Origin of the sequence: Burkholderia sp. LK4, from assembly GCF_001043615.1 — a bacterium.
Lineage (GTDB): Bacteria > Pseudomonadota > Gammaproteobacteria > Burkholderiales > Burkholderiaceae > Burkholderia > Burkholderia cepacia.
In genome coordinates this window covers 1-20,014 of record NZ_LDUL01000123.1, presented here as the reverse complement: position 1 = coordinate 20,014, position 20,014 = coordinate 1, and the positions used below count along the sequence as shown (strand labels likewise).

22 protein-coding genes are annotated in these 20,014 nt (G+C 67.8%); 15 read left to right on the top strand and 7 right to left on the bottom strand.

The features are described from left to right. Positions 1-118 precede the first annotated feature (118 nt). The 7 genes from glyA to VK92_RS38060 all read left to right on the top strand — a co-directional run bounded on the left by glyA (position 119) and on the right by VK92_RS38060 (position 4,910). Complete coding sequence (gene glyA, locus VK92_RS38090; RefSeq protein WP_048026689.1) at positions 119-1,366, top strand: serine hydroxymethyltransferase; 1,248 nt, start codon at positions 119-121, stop codon at positions 1,364-1,366. Positions 1,367-1,372: 6 nt separating this feature from the next. Next, complete coding sequence (gene nrdR, locus VK92_RS38085) at positions 1,373-1,852, top strand: transcriptional regulator NrdR (RefSeq protein WP_006476792.1); 480 nt, start codon at positions 1,373-1,375, stop codon at positions 1,850-1,852. Between the two features lie 153 nt (positions 1,853-2,005). After that, the gene (locus tag VK92_RS38080) at positions 2,006-2,569 is read left to right on the top strand and encodes a GspH/FimT family pseudopilin (protein ID WP_048026687.1); all 564 of its coding nucleotides are present in this window, start codon (positions 2,006-2,008) and stop codon (positions 2,567-2,569) included. A 5-nt stretch (positions 2,570-2,574) separates the two neighbouring features. Beyond that, positions 2,575-2,979, top strand: a complete 405-nt coding sequence (locus VK92_RS38075; protein WP_048026686.1) for a hypothetical protein — start codon at positions 2,575-2,577, stop codon at positions 2,977-2,979. Beyond that, the gene (locus tag VK92_RS38070) at positions 2,969-3,802 is read left to right on the top strand and encodes a type IV pilus assembly protein (RefSeq protein ID WP_048026685.1); all 834 of its coding nucleotides are present in this window, start codon (positions 2,969-2,971) and stop codon (positions 3,800-3,802) included. Before VK92_RS38075 ends, VK92_RS38070 begins: the two co-directional genes overlap by 11 nt. Positions 3,803-4,005: 203 nt before the next feature. Further along, on the top strand, positions 4,006-4,467 hold the full coding sequence (locus tag VK92_RS38065) for a pilus assembly protein (protein ID WP_048026692.1): 462 nt from the start codon (positions 4,006-4,008) through the stop codon (positions 4,465-4,467). Further along, on the top strand, positions 4,464-4,910 hold the full coding sequence (locus VK92_RS38060; RefSeq protein WP_048026684.1) for a type IV pilin protein: 447 nt from the start codon (positions 4,464-4,466) through the stop codon (positions 4,908-4,910). Before VK92_RS38065 ends, VK92_RS38060 begins: the two co-directional genes overlap by 4 nt. A gap of 54 nt (positions 4,911-4,964) precedes the next feature. Here VK92_RS38060 and VK92_RS38055 read toward each other — a convergent pair whose 3' ends face one another. The 3 genes from VK92_RS38055 to VK92_RS38045 all read right to left on the bottom strand — a co-directional run bounded on the left by VK92_RS38055 (position 4,965) and on the right by VK92_RS38045 (position 6,266). Next, positions 4,965-5,408, bottom strand: a complete 444-nt coding sequence (locus VK92_RS38055; protein ID WP_048026682.1) for a DUF3318 domain-containing protein — start codon at positions 5,406-5,408, stop codon at positions 4,965-4,967. A gap of 43 nt (positions 5,409-5,451) precedes the next feature. Beyond that, entirely contained in the window at positions 5,452-5,841 is a 390-nt protein-coding gene (locus VK92_RS38050) for a phage holin family protein (RefSeq protein WP_048026680.1), read from the bottom strand. Between the two features lie 122 nt (positions 5,842-5,963). After that, positions 5,964-6,266, bottom strand: a complete 303-nt coding sequence (locus VK92_RS38045; protein WP_006494044.1) for a DUF883 family protein — start codon at positions 6,264-6,266, stop codon at positions 5,964-5,966. A gap of 318 nt (positions 6,267-6,584) precedes the next feature. Here VK92_RS38045 and VK92_RS38040 point away from each other — a divergent pair, with 318 nt between their 5' ends. Then, positions 6,585-7,223, top strand: a complete 639-nt coding sequence (locus tag VK92_RS38040) for a peroxiredoxin (protein WP_021157158.1) — start codon at positions 6,585-6,587, stop codon at positions 7,221-7,223. A 159-nt stretch (positions 7,224-7,382) separates the two neighbouring features. Here VK92_RS38040 and VK92_RS38035 read toward each other — a convergent pair whose 3' ends face one another. Continuing rightward, positions 7,383-8,570 carry an acyl-CoA dehydrogenase gene (locus VK92_RS38035; protein WP_021157157.1) on the bottom strand — a complete coding sequence of 396 codons (1,188 nt, stop codon included), beginning with the start codon at positions 8,568-8,570 and terminating at the stop codon, positions 7,383-7,385. Positions 8,571-8,697: 127 nt separating this feature from the next. Between VK92_RS38035 and VK92_RS38030 the strand changes: the two genes are divergently transcribed. Together VK92_RS38030 and VK92_RS38025 are read left to right on the top strand one after the other, a co-directional pair. Then, positions 8,698-9,489, top strand: a complete 792-nt coding sequence (locus VK92_RS38030; protein WP_021157156.1) for an IclR family transcriptional regulator — start codon at positions 8,698-8,700, stop codon at positions 9,487-9,489. Between the two features lie 155 nt (positions 9,490-9,644). Continuing rightward, positions 9,645-10,055, top strand: coding sequence for a GFA family protein (locus tag VK92_RS38025; protein ID WP_048026676.1), 411 nt, complete (start codon positions 9,645-9,647; stop codon positions 10,053-10,055). Between the two features lie 135 nt (positions 10,056-10,190). On the opposite strand, the gene VK92_RS38020 is transcribed toward VK92_RS38025, so the two are convergent. Continuing rightward, complete coding sequence (locus VK92_RS38020) at positions 10,191-10,994, bottom strand: EAL domain-containing protein (protein ID WP_021157154.1); 804 nt, start codon at positions 10,992-10,994, stop codon at positions 10,191-10,193. Between the two features lie 373 nt (positions 10,995-11,367). Here VK92_RS38020 and VK92_RS38015 point away from each other — a divergent pair, with 373 nt between their 5' ends. Genes VK92_RS38015 through fahA form a run of 5 tightly spaced genes read left to right on the top strand, consistent with a single transcriptional unit; the run spans position 11,368 to position 17,288 of the window. Next, a complete protein-coding gene (locus VK92_RS38015) occupies positions 11,368-13,020 on the top strand; it encodes an FAD-dependent oxidoreductase (protein WP_048026673.1) in 1,653 nt (550 codons plus the stop codon). A 28-nt stretch (positions 13,021-13,048) separates the two neighbouring features. Further along, positions 13,049-13,279, top strand: coding sequence for a DUF2783 domain-containing protein (locus VK92_RS38010; RefSeq protein WP_021157152.1), 231 nt, complete (start codon positions 13,049-13,051; stop codon positions 13,277-13,279). Beyond that, positions 13,276-14,637, top strand: coding sequence for an MFS transporter (locus VK92_RS38005; RefSeq protein ID WP_048026670.1), 1,362 nt, complete (start codon positions 13,276-13,278; stop codon positions 14,635-14,637). The genes VK92_RS38010 and VK92_RS38005 overlap by 4 nt, the downstream gene beginning before the upstream one ends. Positions 14,638-14,652: 15 nt before the next feature. After that, positions 14,653-15,987 (top strand): homogentisate 1,2-dioxygenase, encoded by a 1,335-nt coding sequence (hmgA, locus tag VK92_RS38000; protein WP_048026668.1) that lies wholly within the window; start codon positions 14,653-14,655, stop codon positions 15,985-15,987. Continuing rightward, entirely contained in the window at positions 15,984-17,288 is a 1,305-nt protein-coding gene (gene fahA / locus VK92_RS37995) for a fumarylacetoacetase (protein WP_048026667.1), read from the top strand. The genes hmgA and fahA overlap by 4 nt, the downstream gene beginning before the upstream one ends. A 252-nt stretch (positions 17,289-17,540) precedes the next feature. Here fahA and VK92_RS37990 read toward each other — a convergent pair whose 3' ends face one another. Together VK92_RS37990 and VK92_RS37985 are read right to left on the bottom strand one after the other, a co-directional pair. Then, positions 17,541-18,701, bottom strand: a complete 1,161-nt coding sequence (locus VK92_RS37990; RefSeq protein WP_048026665.1) for an MFS transporter — start codon at positions 18,699-18,701, stop codon at positions 17,541-17,543. Between the two features lie 99 nt (positions 18,702-18,800). Beyond that, positions 18,801-19,970 carry an MFS transporter gene (locus VK92_RS37985; protein WP_021157147.1) on the bottom strand — a complete coding sequence of 390 codons (1,170 nt, stop codon included), beginning with the start codon at positions 19,968-19,970 and terminating at the stop codon, positions 18,801-18,803. Positions 19,971-20,014 lie beyond the last annotated feature (44 nt).

The window sequence follows — 20,014 nt, the reverse complement described above, 5'->3', positions numbered from 1 at the left end:
GCCGGTGGCTGTCCTGCCTCGCGTCATACGGATTCTTCCGCCACGTCGAGCTGGTCCCGCCAGCAGCGCACCGTACTCGGCCACTTCGGTCAACCTGTACACACTTAACGGAAACCGTATGTTTGACAGAGCCCAAAGCACCATCGCGAACGTCGATCCCGAAATCTTTGCTGCGATCGAGCAGGAAAACCGCCGCCAGGAAGATCACATCGAGCTGATCGCGTCGGAAAACTACACGAGCCCGGCGGTGATGGCCGCGCAGGGTTCGCAGCTCACGAACAAGTACGCGGAAGGTTATCCGGGCAAGCGCTACTACGGCGGCTGCGAATACGTGGACGTGGTCGAGCAGCTGGCGATCGATCGCGTGAAGCAGCTGTTCGGCGCGGAAGCGGCGAACGTGCAGCCGAACTCGGGTTCGCAGGCGAACCAGGGCGTGTTCTTCGCGATGCTCAAGCCGGGCGACACGATCATGGGCATGAGCCTCGCGCACGGCGGCCACCTGACGCACGGTTCGCCGGTGAACATGTCGGGCAAGTGGTTCAACGTGGTGAGCTACGGCCTGAACGAGAACGAAGACATCGATTACGAAGCGGCCGAGAAGCTGGCGCAGGAACACAAGCCGAAGCTGATCGTCGCGGGCGCGTCGGCGTTCTCGCTGAAGATTGATTTCGAGCGTCTGGCGAAGATCGCGAAGTCGGTCGGTGCGTACCTGATGGTCGACATGGCGCACTACGCCGGCCTGATCGCGGCAGGCGTGTACCCGAACCCGGTGCCGCACGCGGACTTCGTGACGACGACGACGCACAAGAGCCTGCGCGGCCCGCGCGGCGGCGTGATCCTGATGAAGGCGGAGTACGAGAAGCCGATCAATTCGGCGATCTTCCCGGGGATCCAGGGCGGCCCGCTGATGCACGTGATCGCGGGCAAGGCGGTGGCGTTCAAGGAAGCCCTGTCGCCGGAATTCAAGGCGTACCAGGAGAAGGTGGTCGAGAACGCACGCGTGCTGGCCGAAACGCTGGTGAAGCGCGGGCTGCGGATCGTGTCGGGCCGCACGGAAAGCCACGTGATGCTGGTCGACCTGCGCGCGAAGCACATCACGGGCAAGGCAGCGGAAGCTGCGCTGGGCGCGGCGCACATCACGGTGAACAAGAACGCGATCCCGAACGATCCGGAAAAGCCGTTCGTGACGAGCGGCGTGCGCCTGGGCTCGCCGGCGATGACGACGCGCGGGTTCGGTCCGGCGGAGGCGGAACAGGTGGGCAACCTGATCGCTGACGTGCTGGACAACCCGGAAGACGCAGCGACGATCGAGCGCGTGCGCGCGCAGGTCGCCGAGCTGACCAAGCGTTTCCCGGTCTATCGCTGATCGCCGATGCGCTGCCCGTTCTGCCGGCATGACGACACGCAGGTCGTGGACTCGCGCGTGTCCGAAGATGGCGCCGCGATCCGGCGGCGCCGTCGCTGCTCGGCTTGCGACAAGCGCTTCACGACGTACGAGCGGGTCGAGCTGTCCCTGCCGTTCGTCGTGAAGAAGGACGGCAGCCGCACGGAATTCGACCGTCGCAAGATCGTCGCCAGCATGCAACTCGCGCTGCGCAAGCGGCCGGTTGCTGCCGACGCGATCGACGCGGCGGTCGCCCGCATCGAGTATCAACTGCTCGCGACAGGCGAGCGCGAAGTGCGTAGCGAGAAGCTCGGCGAACTCGTGATGAACGAGTTGCGCGGCCTCGATACGATCGCTTATGTCCGCTTCGCATCGGTGTATCGCCGGTTCGAGGACGTTTCCGAATTTGCCGACGTGATCGAAGAGTTCCGTCGCGCCTCTCCCGCCAAGACTCCGCGTAAGCGCTGACGCGCTGCGTCCGTTCATCGTCTTCTCCGTTGGATCAGTTCGCGCCGATTGTGTCGGTCGCGATCGCATGCCGCCAGTCGGCCGTTCGGCAAATGGCGCGCGTCCGCACGCGTCGCTACAGTCGTCGCATCACCTTGGCGAAGGACGGCTGCGATGGGACTGCACGCTTTACCCCTGAAAAATGTGTTGCGCCGCTCGGGCGGGTTCACGCTCGTCGAGCTGATGGTCGCGTTCTCGCTGGCGGCCGGGCTCGCGCTCCATGCGGCGCCCGCGTTCGACCAGTGGCGCATGCGTGAACGTGTGGATGCACGCTCGCGCGCGTTGCTCGGCGCGCTGTCGTTTGCACGTACCGAGGCGATGCGCCTCGGCGTGCGCGTCACGCTGTGCAGGGCCGGGAGCGGCGGCACCTGTTTGCGTGCGGGTGAGCGGTGCGATCCGGCCGAATGGTCGTGCGACTGGATCGTCAGCGGGCAGGTCGACGGGCAGTCACGCGTGCTGAGGCGCTATCCGCGCGATGTCGAGGTGGCCGTCGCGGGTGCGGCGCACGATCTCGCGTTTGCGCCGCCGGTCGGTCAGGCAATCGGTGGTATCCGGCGGTTCGAATTGAGTCCACGACGCGACATATCGGGGGCTGACGCCACACGTGCGTCGCGTTGCGTGCGGATCGCGGCAGGTGGCCGGGCGCGGGTTGTCGCCGGCCGCTGCGACGCGGCGTGAGTGTCATGATGCGCAACGCAATGCGCGGCACGTCGCTGCTCGAAGCGATGCTGGCCGTCGCGCTCCTCGCGGCCGTCATGCTGGCCGTGGCGGGCAGCCAGCTTGCGATGGCGCGTGCGCAGCGCGCGACGATCTGGCGTGAACGCGCGCTGTGGCTGGCTGATGCGCGTATCGAGCGCTTGCACGTGGCCGCGCAGGCTGACGATGGCCTCGCGGCGCGGGCCGCGGCGTCGCTGCCTGGTGGCGCGATGACGCGTGGCGATGGGCCGGGTGGCGTCAGCTACGCGGTTGTCGGCTGGCGCGGCGGTCATGCGGCTACCGGGCCGCGATGCGATGCGACGGGCAGGTCGGCGCAGCTGTCGTCTTGCGTCCGGATTCCGTATCGGGAGACTGACGCCGATGAACGCTGATCGCCGCACGCGTGCGCATACGCTGCTTGAAGTATTGATTGCGATGACCGTCGGTCTGCTCGTGCTCGTGGCGGCCGGTGCGCTGCTCCACGCGCAGCGCATCGCCCAGCGGCGTGCGGACGACGGGTTCCGGATGCGCGATGCGGCCGGCACCGCACTGATGCTGATCGGCCAGCAGATCCAGATGGCAGGATTCCGGCCGCTCGATGCAGGGGGCGTGTCGTCGTTGCCGCCGGTGTTCGGCTGTTCGATGGCGCGTGTGAGGGGAAGTGGCGCGCAAGTACGGTGCGAGCCCGTGCACGCTGCATCGGATGCGCTGCTGATCCGGTATGTCGGCGACGCCGTGTCGACGTGGCCCACCGTTAGCGGCCAGGTGCCGGATTGCCTCGGGCAGGGTATCGGCGGGGCCGGCGAACGTGCGCCGGTGGAGAACCGCTTCGATGTGCACGTTAGTCCGTCGACGGGCGAGCCCGAACTGTATTGCGAAGGAAACGGCCGTCCGGGTACGCCACAGCCGGTCGTGTCGGGAATCGATCAGTTGCGGGTGCGCTATCTTCGTCGCGGCGGCACGCAGTTCGTCGATGCCGATGCCATGCGCGTCGACGACTGGCACGAGGTCGTGGCCGTGCATGTCTGCGTGCGGGCGCGCGGTGACCCGTCGGGCGAGCCGGCGCGGCACGTCGACTGCGATAGTCGCACCGTCGTTGCACAAGACGGCCGCGCGCGCATGACGCTCGATCGCATCGTCGCGTTGAGGAATGTCGCGGGCGCATTCGACGATACGCCGCGCGATGCAACGGATGAACGCGAGGTGCTGCGATGAGCGGAGCGGGGCGGTACGCGCCGCAGCGGTCGGGATGCGGCGCGGCAGGCAACACGCACGAACGTGTCGCGACAAGTGGCGAAGCCCTGCGGCGGGCTGCGGGTGCGGAGGTCCTGGCGTCGAGACGGCGAGCGCCGCACCTGCGCTTGCGGTCAACCAGCCGCGATCGGCGTCGCGAAGCGGGCCTTGCATTGCCCGCGGTGATCGCGGTCGGCGCGGCGGTTGCGGCGCTGACTGGCACGTGGTTCGAGGCTGCGCTGACGGAATCGCGCCGCACGCGCGCGTTGTCCGATCGGCTGGTCGCATTTCACGCGGCCGATGCCGCGCTTGCCGCGTGCACAGCGCGATTGCGCCGGGGCTCGGCGCCCTACGTAAGCGAAGGCGAGTCGCATGCGGAGCCCGACGCGTGGCGGCGCGCGCCGGCGCTGGCGGCGGCCGAAGCGTTCGCGCCGTTCGCAGGATGGCCGGCGGTCGGGCAACCGCCACGATGCCTGATCGAAGCGTGGCGCGGGGCAGGGCCGGCCGATGCCCGTGCGTACGTGGTCACCGCGCGCGGTGTCGGTGCGCATGCATCGAGCGCCGTCTGGCTGCAGCATCAGGTCGCGATCCGCGACGGACACATCGTCGCCTTGCGCTGGCGTCACGTCGCGACGGTGCTTCGATGAGCGGTTGCCCGTCAACGTACCGCTCGGCGGGATTCACGCTGATCGAGCTGATGATCGTGCTCGCGATCGTCGCGGTGCTGGCCGGATGGGGCATCCCGTCGTATCGCGAGCATGTGGCGCGCGCTCATCGCGCATCGGCAGTCGCCGCGCTGTACCGGGCGGCCCAATATCTCGAAGCACTGGAGAGCGTACCGCCTTCGGCATTGCCCACGACACTCGCGCAAGCGCCGCCGGACGGGCGCGCGGTCTATCGTTTGGCGCTCCGGCGGCCGGACGGCGACGATTCGGCCGTGAGCTATGAGCTGGAAGCCATCCCGCTCGACACCGGCCCGATGCATGGCGACACATGCGGCGCATTCACGCTGCGCTCGGACGGGACGAAAGGCAATGTCCGAAGTGATGCCGTCGACGGACAGGTCGCCGCGTGCTGGGGTGCGCGTTGAGTTCGAATGAAAGGCGCGCCACGGCGGATGGCCGTGCGCGCAGGATGCCGACGATCAGTCGTCGTGCGCGTCGAGCCCGCGCTCGTTGCGGGACGCCTTCCAGATCCGGTAGACCTCCCATGCAGCGAAACCGAGGGTGCCCCACTTCAGCGCGGGCCCCGCGCTCGCGCGCAGCAGCGAGCGAACGGGTTTGGCGAGCACGAGCGATGCGAGCGAACTCAGCATCGGATACTGGTTGACGAGCTGGCCGAGGCTCGCGTTCAGGTTCCTGGCGGACTGGCTGAACTTGTTGCTGGACAGGCCGGGGATGAACACCTTGAGCCAGCTGAAGCGCGTGACGGCCCGGCGCATTTCGCCGGCGGCTTCCGCGAGTTCGAGCCGCTCGACTTCGGATCGCAGGATCAACAGTTCCTTGCGGAGCGCGCGATGCTGCGACGCGCTCCAGTTCGATCGCGACGAATGGGAGCGGGGGGAATTGCCCGTGACGTTCTGGCTCATGGCGCGTCGGCGAAGTAGGTGGGAGGGGTGAGCGCGACTGCGTTCACGGCTTGCCGCGGAACAGTTCGCGGTCTTTCTCGAGTTCGGCGAGCGTCGCCTCGAATACGGTCGGCGCGTCGCGCAGGCCCGAACGGGCTTTCAGTGCGCACGCGATCCCGCCTGCGGCATAGAGCGCGGTGATCGCCGCGAGCGACTGCCAGCGGTAGGTATCCCAGAACTCGATCGCGACGAGTACGGTCAGGCTGATGAGTGCCATCGTCGCGAGCATCATCGCGGCGAGCCCGAGGAACAGCACGCCCATCAGGCGCTCCTTCTCCTCGGCAAGCTCGATGCCCACCAGTTCGAGGCGCGTTTGCAAAAGCCCGATCGCGGAGCCGACGAGGCGGCGCAGCGGTCCTTGGCCGGACGGCTGCGAGGTGGTGTCTGTCGTCATGGGTGAGGTGCGTGCGCGTGCAGTGTGCAGCTAGGACAAAGCCGGCCGGCGGAAACCGCCGGCTGGCTTCGACGCCCGCAGGCCGCGTGAAGCGGCCCGCGGGACGGAACGCGCAGGGCGCGTTACTTGCGGTTGATCAGCAGGCCGATCAGCACGCCGACGCCGGCGGCGACGCCGATCGACGTCCACGGATGCTCGTGCACGTAATCGTCGGTCGCGCGGGCGGCCTTCTTGCCTTTCTCGACAACGACGACCTGGACGTCGGCTGCCTTTTCCTTGGCCTGCTTCAGGCGCGACATGGCTTTCTCGCGCAGCTCGGCCGCACGGTCGCCCGTGCTGCTCGCAGCTTGCTTGAGCAGGTCTTCGGCGTCCGAGAGAACGGTTTTGATATCCGACATCAGTTTCTCCTTGTTGATTTCCGACATTGCAACTCCCTTCATGCTGTCATGCTGCAGGTTCACATCGTAGCGAAACGCCTGCCTGCTGGCGAGCCGGGAAGAAACACGACGGCAGCGCAAGACCGCATGGTAAACGATTTGTAATCATCAACAGAGCGGCAAACGGGGTGAAAAGTTTCCCGCAGGGCTGCCAGCGCTGCATCGACACCGGGCAAAAATGACAAAAAAGTATGAATATCAAACGGAATAATCGTTCGCATGCCCCATTGCTTCCCGTAAGCTGACAGACTTTCCCGCGCCGACCCGGGCGCGGTTTCAACCAGCATCGTTCGAGGAGGGAACATCATGAGTCTGCGTCTTGGCGACATCGCACCGGATTTCGAGCAGGAATCGAGCCTGGGCCCGATCAAGTTTCACGAGTGGCTGGGTGACGGCTGGGGTGTCCTGTTCTCCCATCCGGCCGACTACACGCCGGTATGCACGACCGAACTCGGGCTGACCTCGAAACTGAAGGGCGAATTCGAGAAGCGCAACGTGAAGGTGATCGCGCTGTCGGTCGACGGTGTCGAATCGCACAAGGGCTGGATCAACGACATCAACGAAACGCAGTCGACGGTCGTCGGCTTCCCGATCATCGCCGATGCGGACCGCAAGGTTTCGCAGCTGTACGACATGATCCACCCGAACGCGAACGAAACGCTGACGGTGCGTTCGCTGTTCGTGATCGACCCGAACAAGAAGGTGCGGCTCATCATCACGTATCCGGCCAGCACCGGGCGCAACTTCGACGAAGTGCTGCGCGTGATCGACTCGCTGCAACTGACCGACAATTACAAGGTCGCGACGCCCGGCAACTGGAAGGATGGCGACGACGTCGTGATCGTGCCGTCGCTGCAGGATCCGGAAGAGCTGAAGAAGCGCTTCCCGAAGGGCTTCAAAGCAGTGCGTCCGTATCTGCGCCTCACGCCGCAGCCGAACAAGTAAGCATCGGCGGCATGTGAACGCGATACCGGGCCGCCGGCCCGGAGCGCGGATCCGATGAAAAACGGCCCGCCCGGCAGTGAGCCGGGCGGGCCGTGTCTTTTATGCGTGCGCGGCGCGGCGCGGTGCGGCGTGGCTGCCGGGCGCGCCGCATCCGGCCGGTCAGAAGAACGCCTGGATGCCCGTCTGCGCGCGGCCGAGGATCAGCGCGTGGATGTCGTGCGTGCCTTCGTACGTGTTGACCACTTCGAGGTTCACGAGGTGGCGCGCGACGCCGAATTCGTCGGAGATGCCGTTGCCGCCGAGCATGTCGCGCGCGAGCCGGGCGATGTCGAGCGCCTTGCCGCACGAGTTGCGCTTCATGATCGACGTGATTTCGACGGCCGCCGTGCCTTCGTCCTTCATCCGGCCGAGGCGCAACACGCCTTGCAGGCCGAGCGTGATTTCGGTCTGCATGTCCGCGAGCTTTTTCTGGATCAGCTGGTTCGCGGCGAGCGGCCGGCCGAACTGCTGGCGGTCGAGCACGTACTGGCGCGCGGTGTGCCAGCACGATTCGGCGGCGCCCAGCGCGCCCCAGGCGATCCCGTAGCGGGCCGAGTTCAGGCACGTGAACGGGCCGCGCAGGCCGCTCACGTTCGGCATCAGGTTCTCTTCCGGTACGAACACCTCGTCGAGGACGATCTCGCCGGTGATCGATGCGCGCAGCCCGACCTTGCCGTGGATCGCGGGCGCCGACAGGCCCTTCCAGCCCTTTTCGAGGATGAAACCACGGATCGCGTCCTTGCCGTTCTCCTCGAGCTTCGCCCACACGACGAAGACGTCGGCGATCGGCGAGTTCGTGATCCACATCTTCGCGCCGGACAGCGAGTAGCCGCCGGGCACCTTCTTCGCGCGGGTGACCATGCTGCCCGGGTCGGAGCCATGGTTCGGCTCGGTCAGCCCGAAGCAGCCGATCCATTCACCGGTCGCGAGCTTCGGCAGGTATTTCTGCTTCTGCGCGTCGGAGCCGAATTCGTAAATCGGCACCATCACGAGCGACGACTGGACGGACATCATCGACCGGTAGCCCGAATCGACGCGTTCGACTTCGCGCGCGATCAGTCCGTAGCTCACGTAATTGAGGCCGGGGCCGCCGTATTCCTCGGGAATCGTCGGGCCGAGCAGGCCGACTTCGCCCATCTCGCGGAAGATTTCGGCGTCGGTGCGCTCGTGACGGAACGCCTCGGTGACGCGCGGGGCGAGCTTGTCCTGCGCATACGCCTGCGCCGCGTCGCGCACCATCCGCTCTTCTTCGGTCAGTTGCTGGTCGAGCAGCAGCGGATCGTCCCAATGAAAAGTTGCAGCACTCATCGTCTCATCTCCTGTCGGGCAGAGCCGGCGCTTCAGCGCTTGCTCCGGCCCCATGCCAAAAGTTCGCTTGACTCATGTTCCGCTGTGCGGAACAATGTTTTGCAAATCGAACCCAGTGTAGCACCAGATGACACTTTCAACCATCGACGAAACCACGATCGACGAGCGCAAGTTCGTCGTCGCGCTCGCGCGCGGGCTCGACCTGCTGCGCGCATTCCGGCCCGGCGAGACGATGCTCGGCAACCGCGACTTCGCGGAGCGCACGGGGCTGCCGAAGGCGACGGTGAACCGGCTCGCCTATACGCTGACCGTGCTCGGCTACCTGCGCTACGACGAGACGCTCGGAAAGTATGCGCTCGACGCCGGCGTGCTGTCGCTCGGCTACGCGCTGCTGTCCGGCTCGGGGACGCTCGACCTCGCGCGGCCGCACATGCAGGCGCTCGCGCGCGACATCGGCGCGGCCGTGTCGCTCGGCTGCCGCGACGGGCTCGACATGATCTATCTGGAGACGATCCGCAGCGAGACCGCGCTGACGCTCGGGCTCGCGCCCGGCTCGCGGCTGTCGATGCTGACGAGCTCGATGGGGCGCGCGTACCTGGCCGTACAGCCGGAGGACGTGCGCCGCGCGCTCTATGCGGAGCTGCACCGCGCGGCCGGCGGCGCGGCCGACGCCGATGCGCTCGTCGCCGCCGCGCAGCACGCGGTGGCCGAGTTCCCGGCGGGCGGTTGCTGTTATTCGTTCCGGGCGTGGCACATGGACGTCAACGCGGCGGCCGTGCCGTTTCGCGAGCCGCGCGAGGGGCGCTGGCTGATCCTGAGCTGCAGCGGCCCCGCATCGTCGATGGACGAGGAGGTGTTCCGCACGCAGGTCGGGCCGAAGCTGAAGGCGCTCGCGCAGCGGCTCGGGCAGACGGCCTGAGAAACGCGGCGCGCGTTGCCCTCGCACCGCCACCGCGTCGTCGCCGGTGAAGGTGTTGGTGATGGTGACGGCGGGAGGCGGCTGCCGCCGTCTCTTGTGCCGCGCTCGAACCGCGCTCATCATCGTTCGCGAGCTTCCCGACGACGAGGTCTGCGATGTCTCACCCCGAATCCATGGAAGGCGGATGCGCGTGCGGCGCGATCCGCTACCGTATCGCCCAGGTCCCGACCGACGCCGGCTTCTGCCACTGCCGGCTCTGCCAGCGCACGACCGGTGCGGCGGTCGTCGCATCGGCATCGGTGCCGATCGACGCGTTCGAATACCTGCAGGGCGAACCGACCGTCTACGCGTCGAGCGCGTGGGGCGAGCGGCGCTTCTGCGGCCGTTGCGGCGCGCAGCTCGAATACCGGCTGAGCGACGCGCCGAAAACGGTCGAGATCAATTACGCCACGCTCGATGAGCCGTCGCGGCTACGTCCGGCGTGGCACGTCTGGTATCGGGATCGTTTCCCGGGCATCGAGATCGACGACGATCTGCCCAAGTACGACGATGGTGGAAGCGCGTAAGCGGTAACCGTCTGCACCGACGGGCAGGCGTCGCGCCAGGCCATCCGATCGCTTCATCCTTCTCCAAGCGGCGCCACACCCTCGCCGCGCATCCGGCGCGCCGCTCCCCGCGTGCGCCGGCTACCTCCTGTCCGTTCAGGCCGTCACGACCTTCGCGAACACGGGCCCCTGCATGAACCGCACGTCGTGCTGGCGCAGCAGCTCGCACTGCGTTTCGTCGACGACGCCGTCGAAGATCAGCGGAATCCGCACGCGCTGTGCATATGCGACGAGCGCCTTGACCATCCCGTCGCGCAACGCGATGCCCGCATCCATCTTGATGTAGTCGGGGCGCGCCATGTCGGATTCGACCGCGAGGATGCGGCCCGGGTCGGGCAGCTTGTCCGCCACCTTGAAGCCGTGATGCTGGTAGCTGCGTGTCAGGTAGCCGAGGAAGGTCTTGTGCGCGACCGCGACCGCCGGCAGCTCGATCACGATCCGCTCGGGCGGCAGCCCGAAGCGCTGCAGCACCGACGAGAAATGCTTGCCGTGGTCGTACTTCACGCTCTTCAGCAGGCGTTCGTGCACGCGCAGGAACAACAGCCCGTGGCGCTGGGCGCCGAAGAAATTGATTGCGTGCAGCGCGCGCGACAGGCGGTCGATCGCCACGAGCGTCTGGTCGTCGACGGCCGAGTCGACCGGATCGTGCGGCGCGCCCGTGACGACGGTCACGGCCTGGAAGCCGAGTTCGTCGCCATAGCGCTCGATGGCGTCGGCGAACGACGTCGATTGCGGCGCGCCCGGCATCGTCACGTCGTAGATCGGTTCATAGGCGCTGCCGAGCGTGCGCTCGGGCAGGTTCGCGCTTGCGGTGCCGCCATCGGCGAGCGCGAGGTGATCCCGCAGATACGGCAGTTGCCCGGCACGGGCGACCAGCTCGGGAATGGTGGGCGGAATCATCGGCGTGAAAAGGAAAAACGGCGGCCGAACGGGCCGCCTCGTAGCTTGATATTAGCAGTGCCGGCCAAGCTCGGCTCGGCGTTTCACTTATATGGTTATCCCGTCTTCGAGCCTCCGCCTAGGGTTTACGTTGATTTCACTATTCGTAATTGGTTTTACTATTCGTAAATCCAGAATTTGTCGCCGATCAAGAAATGCGGCAGGCGGGCGCCGCGAAACGGCGCCGTTCGCGAATCAACAGGAAGCAAGGAGCGAGACGTGGCGGTTGACAGGAATGGCACGCGGGACGGCGGCGCGGCGCGCCGGCAGGCGACGGGCGGGATGACGGGCGAGCCGGCGCGCGCCCGGCAGGGTTGAGGGGCGGACGGCGACCATGAGCATCGATTACCAGACGCTGAAGTTCGAATATCGTCCGCGTGCGCAGGACGCAACCGTTCACCCGGTGATCGTCGTCGGCGCGGGCCCGGTGGGCCTCGCGGCGGCGATCGACCTCGCGCAGCAGGGTGTGCCCGTCGTGCTGCTCGACGACGACGACACGCTGTCCACCGGCTCGCGCGCGATCTGCTTCGCGAAGCGCACGCTCGAGATCTTCGACCGGCTCGGCTGCGGCGAGCGCTTCGTCGACAAGGGTGTCAGCTGGCACGTCGGCAAGGTGTTCCTGCAGGACGAGCAGCTGTACGCATTCGACCTGCTGCCCGAGGAAGGGCATGCGCGCCCCGCGTTCATCAACCTGCAGCAGTACTACGTCGAAGGTTATCTGGCCGATCGTGCGTTCGAGCTGCCGAACATCGATATCCGCTGGAAGCACAAGGTGACGGGCGTCGAGCAGGCGGCCGAACACGCGGTGCTGACGATCGAGACGCCGGAAGGCCTCGCGACGCTGCGCGCGCAGTACGTGATCGCGGCGGACGGCTCGCGCAGCCCGATGCGCACGATGATGGGCCTCGAAAGCCACGGCCGCACGTTCAAGGACCGCTTCCTGATCGCCGACGTGAAGATGAAGGCGGAGTTTCCGACCGAGCGCTGGTTCTGGTTCGACCCGCCGTTCCACCCCAATCAGTCGGTGCTGCTGCATCGCCAGCCCGACAACGTGTGGCGCATCGACTTCCAGCTCGGCTGGGATGCCGATCCGGTCGCCGAGAAGCAGCCGGAGCGCGTGATCCCGCGCGTGCGCGCGCTGCTCGGGCCGGACGTCGAGTTCGAGCTCGAATGGGTGAGCGTCTATACGTTCCGCTGCCAGCGGATGGATACGTTCCGTCACGGCCGCGTGCTGTTCGCGGGCGACTCCGCGCACGGCGTGTCGCCGTTCGGCGCGCGCGGCGCGAACAGCGGCGTGCAGGACGCCGACAACCTCGCCTGGAAGCTGAAGCTCGTGCTCGACGGGCGTTCCGCCGACCGCCTGCTCGATACGTATGCGAGCGAGCGCGAGTTCGCGGCCGACGAGAACATCCGCAACTCGACGCGTTCGACGGACTTCATCACGCCGAAAAGCCCGGTGTCGCGCGTATTCCGCGACGCGACGCTGAAGCTCGCGCGCGACTGCGAGTTCGCGCGCAAGCTCGTGAACAGCGGCCGACTGTCGGTGCCGGCGGTGCTGGCCGATTCGCCGCTGAACACGCCGGACCGCAATGGCGACGCATTCGCGGGTGCGATGCGCCCGGGCGCGGCGGCAGCCGATGCGCCGGTGCGTGCACAGGGCGCGCCGGGCTGGCTGCTGCGGCATCTGGGCAGCGGCTTCACCGGCGTGCTGTTCGGGCTGCCGGGCGATGCGGGCGCGCTCGCGCAGGCGCTCGACGGCCTCGCGCTGCCGGTGCGGCCCGTGCTCGTGGTGCCGGCCGGGCACGCGCAGCCGGTCGCGGGTGTCGACGTCGTGGAGGACGTCGACGGTTTCGCCGCGCAACGCTACGACGCGAAGCCCGGCACGTTCTACCTGCTGCGCCCCGACCAGCATGTGTGCGCCCGCATGCGCACGCTCGAGCGCCAGGCGCTTGCCGACGCGCTGGCGCGCGCGACCTGCGCACGCTGAATACGATAAAGACACCGGAGACTCCGTCATGCCCTCACTCGACACCCGCCCGCGCCTGGCTGACCCGGACGCGTTCTACGAAGCGCTGATCGACATGCATCGCGACCTGTCCGACGCCGACAGCCAGCTCGTCAACGCGAAGCTGATCCTGCTGCTCGCGAACCAGATCGGCGACGCCGACGTGCTGCGCGAAGCAATGGCGCTCGCGCGCCAGGGCGTGACGCCGCCCGTGCATCCGGCCGCCGAGGTCGCGCAATGAGCGCGGCGCCGGCCGACGCGCGCGTGCTCGAAGTCGAGCACGTGATCGACGACACCCATCGCCCGGGTTTTCACTGGATGCTGCTCGTGCTGTGCGGGCTGTGCCTCGTGATCGACGGGTTCGATGCGCAGGCGATGGGCTACGTCGCCCCGAGCGTGATTGCCGAATGGGGCGTGCCGAAACAGGCGCTCGGGCCGGTGTTCAGCGCGAGCCTGTTCGGGATGCTGCTCGGCGCGCTCGGGCTGTCGGTGCTGGCCGACCGGATCGGGCGGCGCCCGGTGCTGATCGGCTCGACGCTGTTCTTCGCGGTGACGATGCTCGCGACGCCGTTCGCGGGTTCGATCCCGGTGCTGATGGCGCTGCGCTTCGTCACGGGCCTCGGCCTCGGCTGCATCATGCCGAACGCGATGGCGCTGGTCGGCGAGTTCAGCCCGGCCGCGCATCGTGTGAAGCGGATGATGATCGTATCGTGCGGCTTCACGCTCGGCGCGGCGCTCGGCGGCTTCATCAGCGCCGCGCTGATTCCGGCGCTCGGCTGGCGCTCGGTGTTCTTCGTCGGCGGCGCGGTGCCGCTCGTGCTCACGATTGCGATGGCCGCGCGGCTGCCCGAATCGCTGCAGTTCCTGGTGCTGAAAGGGCGCGTCGCGCAGGCGCGCGACTGGCTCGCGGGTTTCGCGCCGCAGGCCGGCATCGATGCGAACACGCGGCTCGTCGTGCGCGAGCGGGCCGCGACCGGCGCGCCGGTCGCCGAGCTGTTCAGCCATGGCCGCCTGCCGGTCACGCTGCTGCTGTGGGCGATCAGCTTCATGAACCTGATCGATCTGTATTTCCTGTCGAACTGGCTGCCGACGGTGATGCGCGATGCCGGTTATTCGCCGGGTACGGCCGTGATCGTCGGCACGGCGCTGCAGACGGGCGGCGTGATCGGCACGCTGTCGCTCGGCTGGTTCATCGAACGCTACGGCTTCGTGCGCGTGCTGTTCGCCTGCTTTGCGTGCGCCGCGGTGTCGGTCGGGCTGATCGGCTCGGTCGCGCATGCGCTGCCGTGGCTGCTGGTGGTCGTGTTCGCGGGCGGGTTCTGCGTGGTCGGCGGGCAGCCGGCCGTGAACGCGCTCGCGGGCCAGTATTACCCGACGTCGCTGCGCTCGACGGGCATCGGCTGGAGCCTCGGCATCGGCCGGATCGGCTCGGTGCTCGGGCCGCTCGTCGGCGGGCAACTGATTGCGCTCAACTGGTCGAACGGCGCGCTGTTCCACGCGGCCGCGGTGCCCGTGCTGTGCTCGGCGCTGTTCGTCCTCGGGCTTGCGGGCGTAACGCGGCGCAACGGCGTGCAGGCGCCGACCGCCGCCACGAATTGAGGGAGAAAGGAAACGATGACGCTTGACCTGTCGAAACCGGCAAATGCCGGCTACCTGAGCGGTTTCGCGAACGAATTCGCGACCGAGGCACTGCCCGGCGCGCTGCCGCACGGCCGCAACTCGCCGCAGCGCGCGCCGTACGGGCTGTATGCGGAGCAACTGTCGGGCACCGCGTTTACCGCGCCGCGTGGCCACAACCGCCGCTCGTGGCTGTACCGCATTCGCCCGGCGGCCGTGCATCGGCCGTTCGAGCCGTACGCGGGCCCCCAGCGGCTCGTGTCGGAATTCGGCGACTCGGCCGACGTGCCGCCGACGCCGCCGAACCAGTTGCGTTGGGACCCGCTGCCGATGCCGGTCGAGCCGACCGATTTCGTCGAAGGGCTGGTGACGATGGCCGGCAACGGGTCGGCCGCCGCGATGAACGGTTGCGCGATCCACCTGTACGCGGCGAACCGCTCGATGCAGGACCGCTTTTTCTACAGCGCCGACGGCGAACTGCTGATCGTGCCGCAGCAGGGGCGCCTGTTCATCGCGACGGAATTCGGCCGGCTCGACGTCGAGCCGTTCGAGATCGCGGTGATCCCGCGCGGCGTGCGTTTCTCCGTCGCGCTGCCGGACGGCGATGCGCGCGGCTATATCTGCGAAAACTTCGGCGCGCTGCTGCGTCTGCCGGACCTCGGCCCGATCGGCTCGAACGGCCTCGCGAACCCGCGCGACTTCCTGACGCCGCAGGCCGCTTACGAAGACCGCGAAGGCGCGTTCGAGCTGATCGCGAAGCTGAACGGCCGGCTGTGGCGCGCGGACATCGGCCATTCGCCGCTCGACGTCGTTGCGTGGCACGGCAACTACGCGCCGTACAAATACGACCTGCGCCTGTTCAACACGATCGGCTCGATCAGCTACGACCATCCCGATCCGTCGATCTTCCTGGTGCTGCAGTCGCAGAGCGACACGCCGGGCGTCGACACGATCGACTTCGTGATCTTCCCGCCGCGCTGGCTCGCGGCCGAGGATACGTTCCGCCCGCCCTGGTTCCACCGCAACGTCGCGAGCGAGTTCATGGGGCTCGTGCACGGCGCGTACGACGCGAAGGCCGAAGGCTTCGTGCCGGGCGGCGCGAGCCTGCACAACTGCATGTCGGGCCACGGGCCCGACGCGGACACGTTCGAGAAGGCGTCCGCGAGCGATACGAGCAAGCCGCACAAGGTCGACGCGACGATGGCGTTCATGTTCGAAACCCGCACGCTGATCCGGCCGACGCGCTACGCGCTCGACACCGCGCAGCTGCAGGCCGACTACTTCGAATGCTGGCAAGGCATCAGGAAACACTTCAATCCGGAGCAACGATGAGCGATACCCAAGACTGGCGCGCGACGCTCGACCCGGCCCGCAAGAGCTGGGTCGAGACGGCGAACGATCCCGCCTGCGATTTCCCGATCCAGAACCTGCCGTTCGGGATCTTCAGCGATGCGAAGCAACCGGCGCGCCGCGCGGGCGTCGCGCTCGGCGACCAGATCGTCGATCTTGCGGCGCTCGTGCGTGCGGGCCTCGTGACGCTGCCGACCGATGTCGATGCGTTCGCCGCGCCGACGCTCAACGCGTTCATCGCGCTCGGCCGCGACGCGTGGCGCAGCGTGCGTGTGCAACTGTCGGCGCTGTTCTCGAACGACAACGCGACACTGCGCGACGACGCGGCGCTGCGCGCGCAGGTGCTCGTCGCGCAGCGCGACGCGACGCTGCATCTGCCGGTCGAGATTCCCGGCTACACCGATTTCTATTCGTCGAAGGAGCATGCGACCAACGTCGGCTCGATGTTCCGCGATCCGAAGAACGCGCTGCTGCCGAACTGGTCGGAGATGCCGATCGGCTACAACGGCCGCGCATCGTCGGTGGTCGTCAGCGGCACGCCGGTGCGGCGGCCGAACGGGCAACTGAAGCTGCCCGACCACGAGCGCCCGGTGTTCGGCGCGTGCCGCAAGCTCGACATCGAACTGGAGACGGGTTTCATCGTCGGCAAGGGCAACGCGCTCGGCGAGCCGATCGCGTGCGAGGACGCGGAAGCGCACATCTTCGGGATGGTGCTGCTGAACGACTGGAGCGCGCGCGACATCCAGCAGTGGGAATACGTGCCGCTCGGCCCGTTCAACTCGAAGGGCTTCGCGACGACGATCTCGCCGTGGATCGTCACGCTCGACGCGCTCGAACCGTTCCGCGTCGCGCAGCCTGAGCAGTCGCCGCAGCCGCTCGCGTATCTGCGCCATGCGGGCAAGCATGCGTTCGATATCGCGCTGGAAGTGACGCTGCGCGCCGAAGGTGCGGCCGAGGCCACGTCGATCTGCCGCACGAACTTCAAGCACATGTACTGGACGATGGCGCAGCAGCTCGCGCATCACACGGTGGCCGGCTGCAACACGCGCGTGGGCGACCTGATGGGATCGGGCACGATCAGCGGGCCGACGAAGGATTCGTTCGGCAGCCTGCTCGAACTGACGTGGAACGGCAAGGAGCCGGTCGCGCTGAACGGCGGCGGCAGCCGCACCTTCATCGAGGACGGCGACGAGCTCACGCTTGCCGGATGGTGCCAGGGCGACGGCTATCGCGTCGGGTTCGGCACGTGTGCCGGCAAGATCCTCCCCGCGCGGAGCGCCTGACGGGGCGCGGCGCGACACGCAACAGATCGTTCGGAAGGACAGGGCGGCCCGCATTGCGCGGGCCGTTTTCGTTTGGCAGGCCGGGGGCGGCGCGTGTGCGTCCGTGTGGGGCGCCGAGTATGAGCGTTAATGTTTGAGTCTGCGTCTGCGTCTGCGTCTGCGTCTGCGACATCGACATCGACATCGACATCGACATCGACATCGACATCGACATCGACATCGACATCGACATCGACATCGACAGCGCCGATATCAGACCGCGCGCTGCAACGCGGCGCGGCGCTCCCACAGCGCGGCCGCGACGAACGCGGCGACACAGACGACCAGCACGCCGACCAGCGCGTTGCTGCCCAGTTGCTCCATCAACGCGCCGGCGACCAGCGGGCCGCCGAAGCTCGCGGCGCTCCACGACGCCGACACGAGCGAACTCGCGGTGACGAGCGCCGCGCCGCGGAAGCGTTCGCCGCACGCGACGAGCGACAGCGTGTAGATGCTGCCGGCCGCCGCGCCGAGCACGAACAGCAGCGGCCAGCACAGCCACGGGTTCGCGATGACGAACGGCAGCAGCGGCAGGCCGGCCAGTACGATCCAGCCCGCACCGAGGTGCACGCGTTCGCGGCCGAGCTTGTCCGCGAGCCAGCCGATCGGGAACTGCATCGCGGTATCGCCGAACAGCATGATCGACGCGAGCAGCACGGCCGTGGCGCTCGCGACGCCGTGATCCATCGCGTAGAGCGGCAGCAGCGACAGCGCGAGCGTATCGAACAGCGCGAAGAAACCGGTGCCGATGATCAGCGCGGGCATGCGCGGCAGCACGTCGAGCCAGCGGCCGTGCGCTTCGTGATGCGCGTCGTCGCCGGCGAGCGGCGCGCGCCGGATCGTCGCGAGCGTCGGCAGCGCGAGCAGGAACAGCGCGCCGCACAGCGCGAAGCGGATGCTCGTCGCACCGGCGATCTGGCTCACGAGCACGGGGCCCGCCATCTGGAACAGCGTGAAATTGGTTGCGTAGATCGCGACGACGCGGCCGCGCGTCGAATCGTCGGCGAGCTGGTTGACCCACGCCTCGCCGATCGTGAACAGCAGCATCAGCGCGGCGCCGCACAGCACGCGCAGCGCGCCCCACAGGATCAGGTTCGACGTGAACTGCATCAGCGCCGTGGCTGCCGCGAGCAGCACGACCGATACGACGATCGCGCGGCGCGAGCCGATGTGGCGTGCGAGCGCGGTGACGAACGGGACGATCGCGAGGCCGCCGAGGGCCTGCGCGGCGGTCAGCATGCCGACGACGTTGGTGCCGTGCCCGGCCTCGGTCAGCGCGAGTGCGGTGAGCGGCAGTGTGGCGCCGGTGCCGAGGCCGACGACCGCGACGCTCAGGATCAGCGCGAGGAAATCGCGATTCAGAATGGCTTTCATCGGCCGGGATGCTACACCGCGGACCTTGAAAGGTCCATGAAGGCCATCAGGTTCGGATGGTGTTGCTGGCGTTGCGCGCGCAACGAATGCGCGCGGGCGTTACACGTATTCGGTCGGCACGGTCACCGGGCGGCGTTCGAGCGACGCCGACCACAGCGTGAGCGCCAGCGCGGCGACGGCCATCGCGACGCCGACCCACGGCAGGCTCACGAGCGACACGCCGGAGCCGATCGCCATCCCGCCGAGCCACGCGCCCGTCGCGTTGCCGAGGTTGAACGCGCCCTGGTTCAGCGTCGATGCGAGGTTCGGCGCATCGCTTGCGCGGTCGACGATCAGGATCTGCAGCGGCGGCACGATCGCGAACGCGAGGATGCCCCACACGAAGATCGTCGCGAGCGCGGCGAACGGCAGGTGCATCGTGCCCGCGAACAGCGCGAGGACCACGCCGATCAGCGCGAGCGTCGCGATCAGCGACGGCATCCGGCGCCAGTCGGCGAGCTTGCCGCCGAGCGTGCCGCCCACCGTCAGCCCGAGGCCGAACAGCAGCAGCACGTAGGTGACCTGGCGCGGGGAGAAGCCCGTCACGTCCTCGAGGATCGGCGTGATGTAGGTGAACACGCTGAACAGGCTTGCCGACGCGAGCACGCTGATGCCGAGCACCATCAGCACCTGCGGATGCTTCAGCACGCTGAATTCGCGCGTGATGCTGGTGTCGGGCATCGCGAGATTCCTTGGCAGGCAGACGGCGAGCGCGGCGGCCGCGGCGATGCCGATGCCGGTGACGGCCCAGAACGTCGCGCGCCAGCCGAATGCCTGGCCGAGCGCGGTGCCGAGCGGCACGCCGAGCACGTTCGCGAGCGTGAGGCCGGTGAACATCAGGGCGATCGCCTGTGCGCGGCGGTTCGGTGCGACGAGGTTGCTCGCGACCACCGAGCCGATCCCGAAGAATGCGCCGTGGCAGAACGCGGTGACGACGCGCGCGGCCATCAGCACCGCGTAGCCCGGTGCGATCGCGCAGAACAGGTTCCCCGCGATGAACAATCCGATCAGGCCCATCAGCGCGCGCTTGCGCGGCATCTTCGCGGTGACGATCGCGAGGATCGGTGCACCGATCGTCACGCCGAGCGCGTAACCCGACACGAGCATCCCGGCGGCCGGGATCGACACGCCGAGATCGCGCGCGACGTTGGGCAGCAGCCCCATGATCACGAATTCGGTGGTACCGATTCCAAATGCGGCGACGGCGAGGGCGAAAAGAGGTAAGGGCATCGCGGTGGGCTCGGGAAAAGCCGCCGCTCGGGCTGGCGCAGGAT

Excerpts from the sequence above, each read along its gene's own strand:
- glyA (WP_048026689.1), top strand. The coding sequence starts at position 119 with ATGTTTGACAGAGCCCAAAGCACCATCGCGAACGTCGATCCCGAAATC.
- nrdR (WP_006476792.1), top strand. The coding sequence starts at position 1,373 with ATGCGCTGCCCGTTCTGCCGGCATGACGACACGCAGGTCGTGGACTCG.
- VK92_RS38080 (WP_048026687.1), top strand. The coding sequence starts at position 2,006 with ATGGGACTGCACGCTTTACCCCTGAAAAATGTGTTGCGCCGCTCGGGC.
- VK92_RS38075 (WP_048026686.1), top strand. The coding sequence starts at position 2,575 with ATGATGCGCAACGCAATGCGCGGCACGTCGCTGCTCGAAGCGATGCTG.
- VK92_RS38070 (WP_048026685.1), top strand. The coding sequence starts at position 2,969 with ATGAACGCTGATCGCCGCACGCGTGCGCATACGCTGCTTGAAGTATTG.
- VK92_RS38060 (WP_048026684.1), top strand. The coding sequence starts at position 4,464 with ATGAGCGGTTGCCCGTCAACGTACCGCTCGGCGGGATTCACGCTGATC.
- VK92_RS38055 (WP_048026682.1), bottom strand. The coding sequence starts at position 5,408 with ATGAGCCAGAACGTCACGGGCAATTCCCCCCGCTCCCATTCGTCGCGA.
- VK92_RS38050 (WP_048026680.1), bottom strand. The coding sequence starts at position 5,841 with ATGACGACAGACACCACCTCGCAGCCGTCCGGCCAAGGACCGCTGCGC.
- VK92_RS38045 (WP_006494044.1), bottom strand. The coding sequence starts at position 6,266 with ATGTCGGAAATCAACAAGGAGAAACTGATGTCGGATATCAAAACCGTT.
- VK92_RS38040 (WP_021157158.1), top strand. The coding sequence starts at position 6,585 with ATGAGTCTGCGTCTTGGCGACATCGCACCGGATTTCGAGCAGGAATCG.
- VK92_RS38035 (WP_021157157.1), bottom strand. The coding sequence starts at position 8,570 with ATGAGTGCTGCAACTTTTCATTGGGACGATCCGCTGCTGCTCGACCAG.
- VK92_RS38030 (WP_021157156.1), top strand. The coding sequence starts at position 8,698 with ATGACACTTTCAACCATCGACGAAACCACGATCGACGAGCGCAAGTTC.
- VK92_RS38025 (WP_048026676.1), top strand. The coding sequence starts at position 9,645 with ATGTCTCACCCCGAATCCATGGAAGGCGGATGCGCGTGCGGCGCGATC.
- VK92_RS38020 (WP_021157154.1), bottom strand. The coding sequence starts at position 10,994 with ATGATTCCGCCCACCATTCCCGAGCTGGTCGCCCGTGCCGGGCAACTG.
- VK92_RS38015 (WP_048026673.1), top strand. The coding sequence starts at position 11,368 with ATGAGCATCGATTACCAGACGCTGAAGTTCGAATATCGTCCGCGTGCG.
- VK92_RS38010 (WP_021157152.1), top strand. The coding sequence starts at position 13,049 with ATGCCCTCACTCGACACCCGCCCGCGCCTGGCTGACCCGGACGCGTTC.
- VK92_RS38005 (WP_048026670.1), top strand. The coding sequence starts at position 13,276 with ATGAGCGCGGCGCCGGCCGACGCGCGCGTGCTCGAAGTCGAGCACGTG.
- hmgA (WP_048026668.1), top strand. The coding sequence starts at position 14,653 with ATGACGCTTGACCTGTCGAAACCGGCAAATGCCGGCTACCTGAGCGGT.
- fahA (WP_048026667.1), top strand. The coding sequence starts at position 15,984 with ATGAGCGATACCCAAGACTGGCGCGCGACGCTCGACCCGGCCCGCAAG.
- VK92_RS37990 (WP_048026665.1), bottom strand. The coding sequence starts at position 18,701 with ATGAAAGCCATTCTGAATCGCGATTTCCTCGCGCTGATCCTGAGCGTC.
- VK92_RS37985 (WP_021157147.1), bottom strand. The coding sequence starts at position 19,970 with ATGCCCTTACCTCTTTTCGCCCTCGCCGTCGCCGCATTTGGAATCGGT.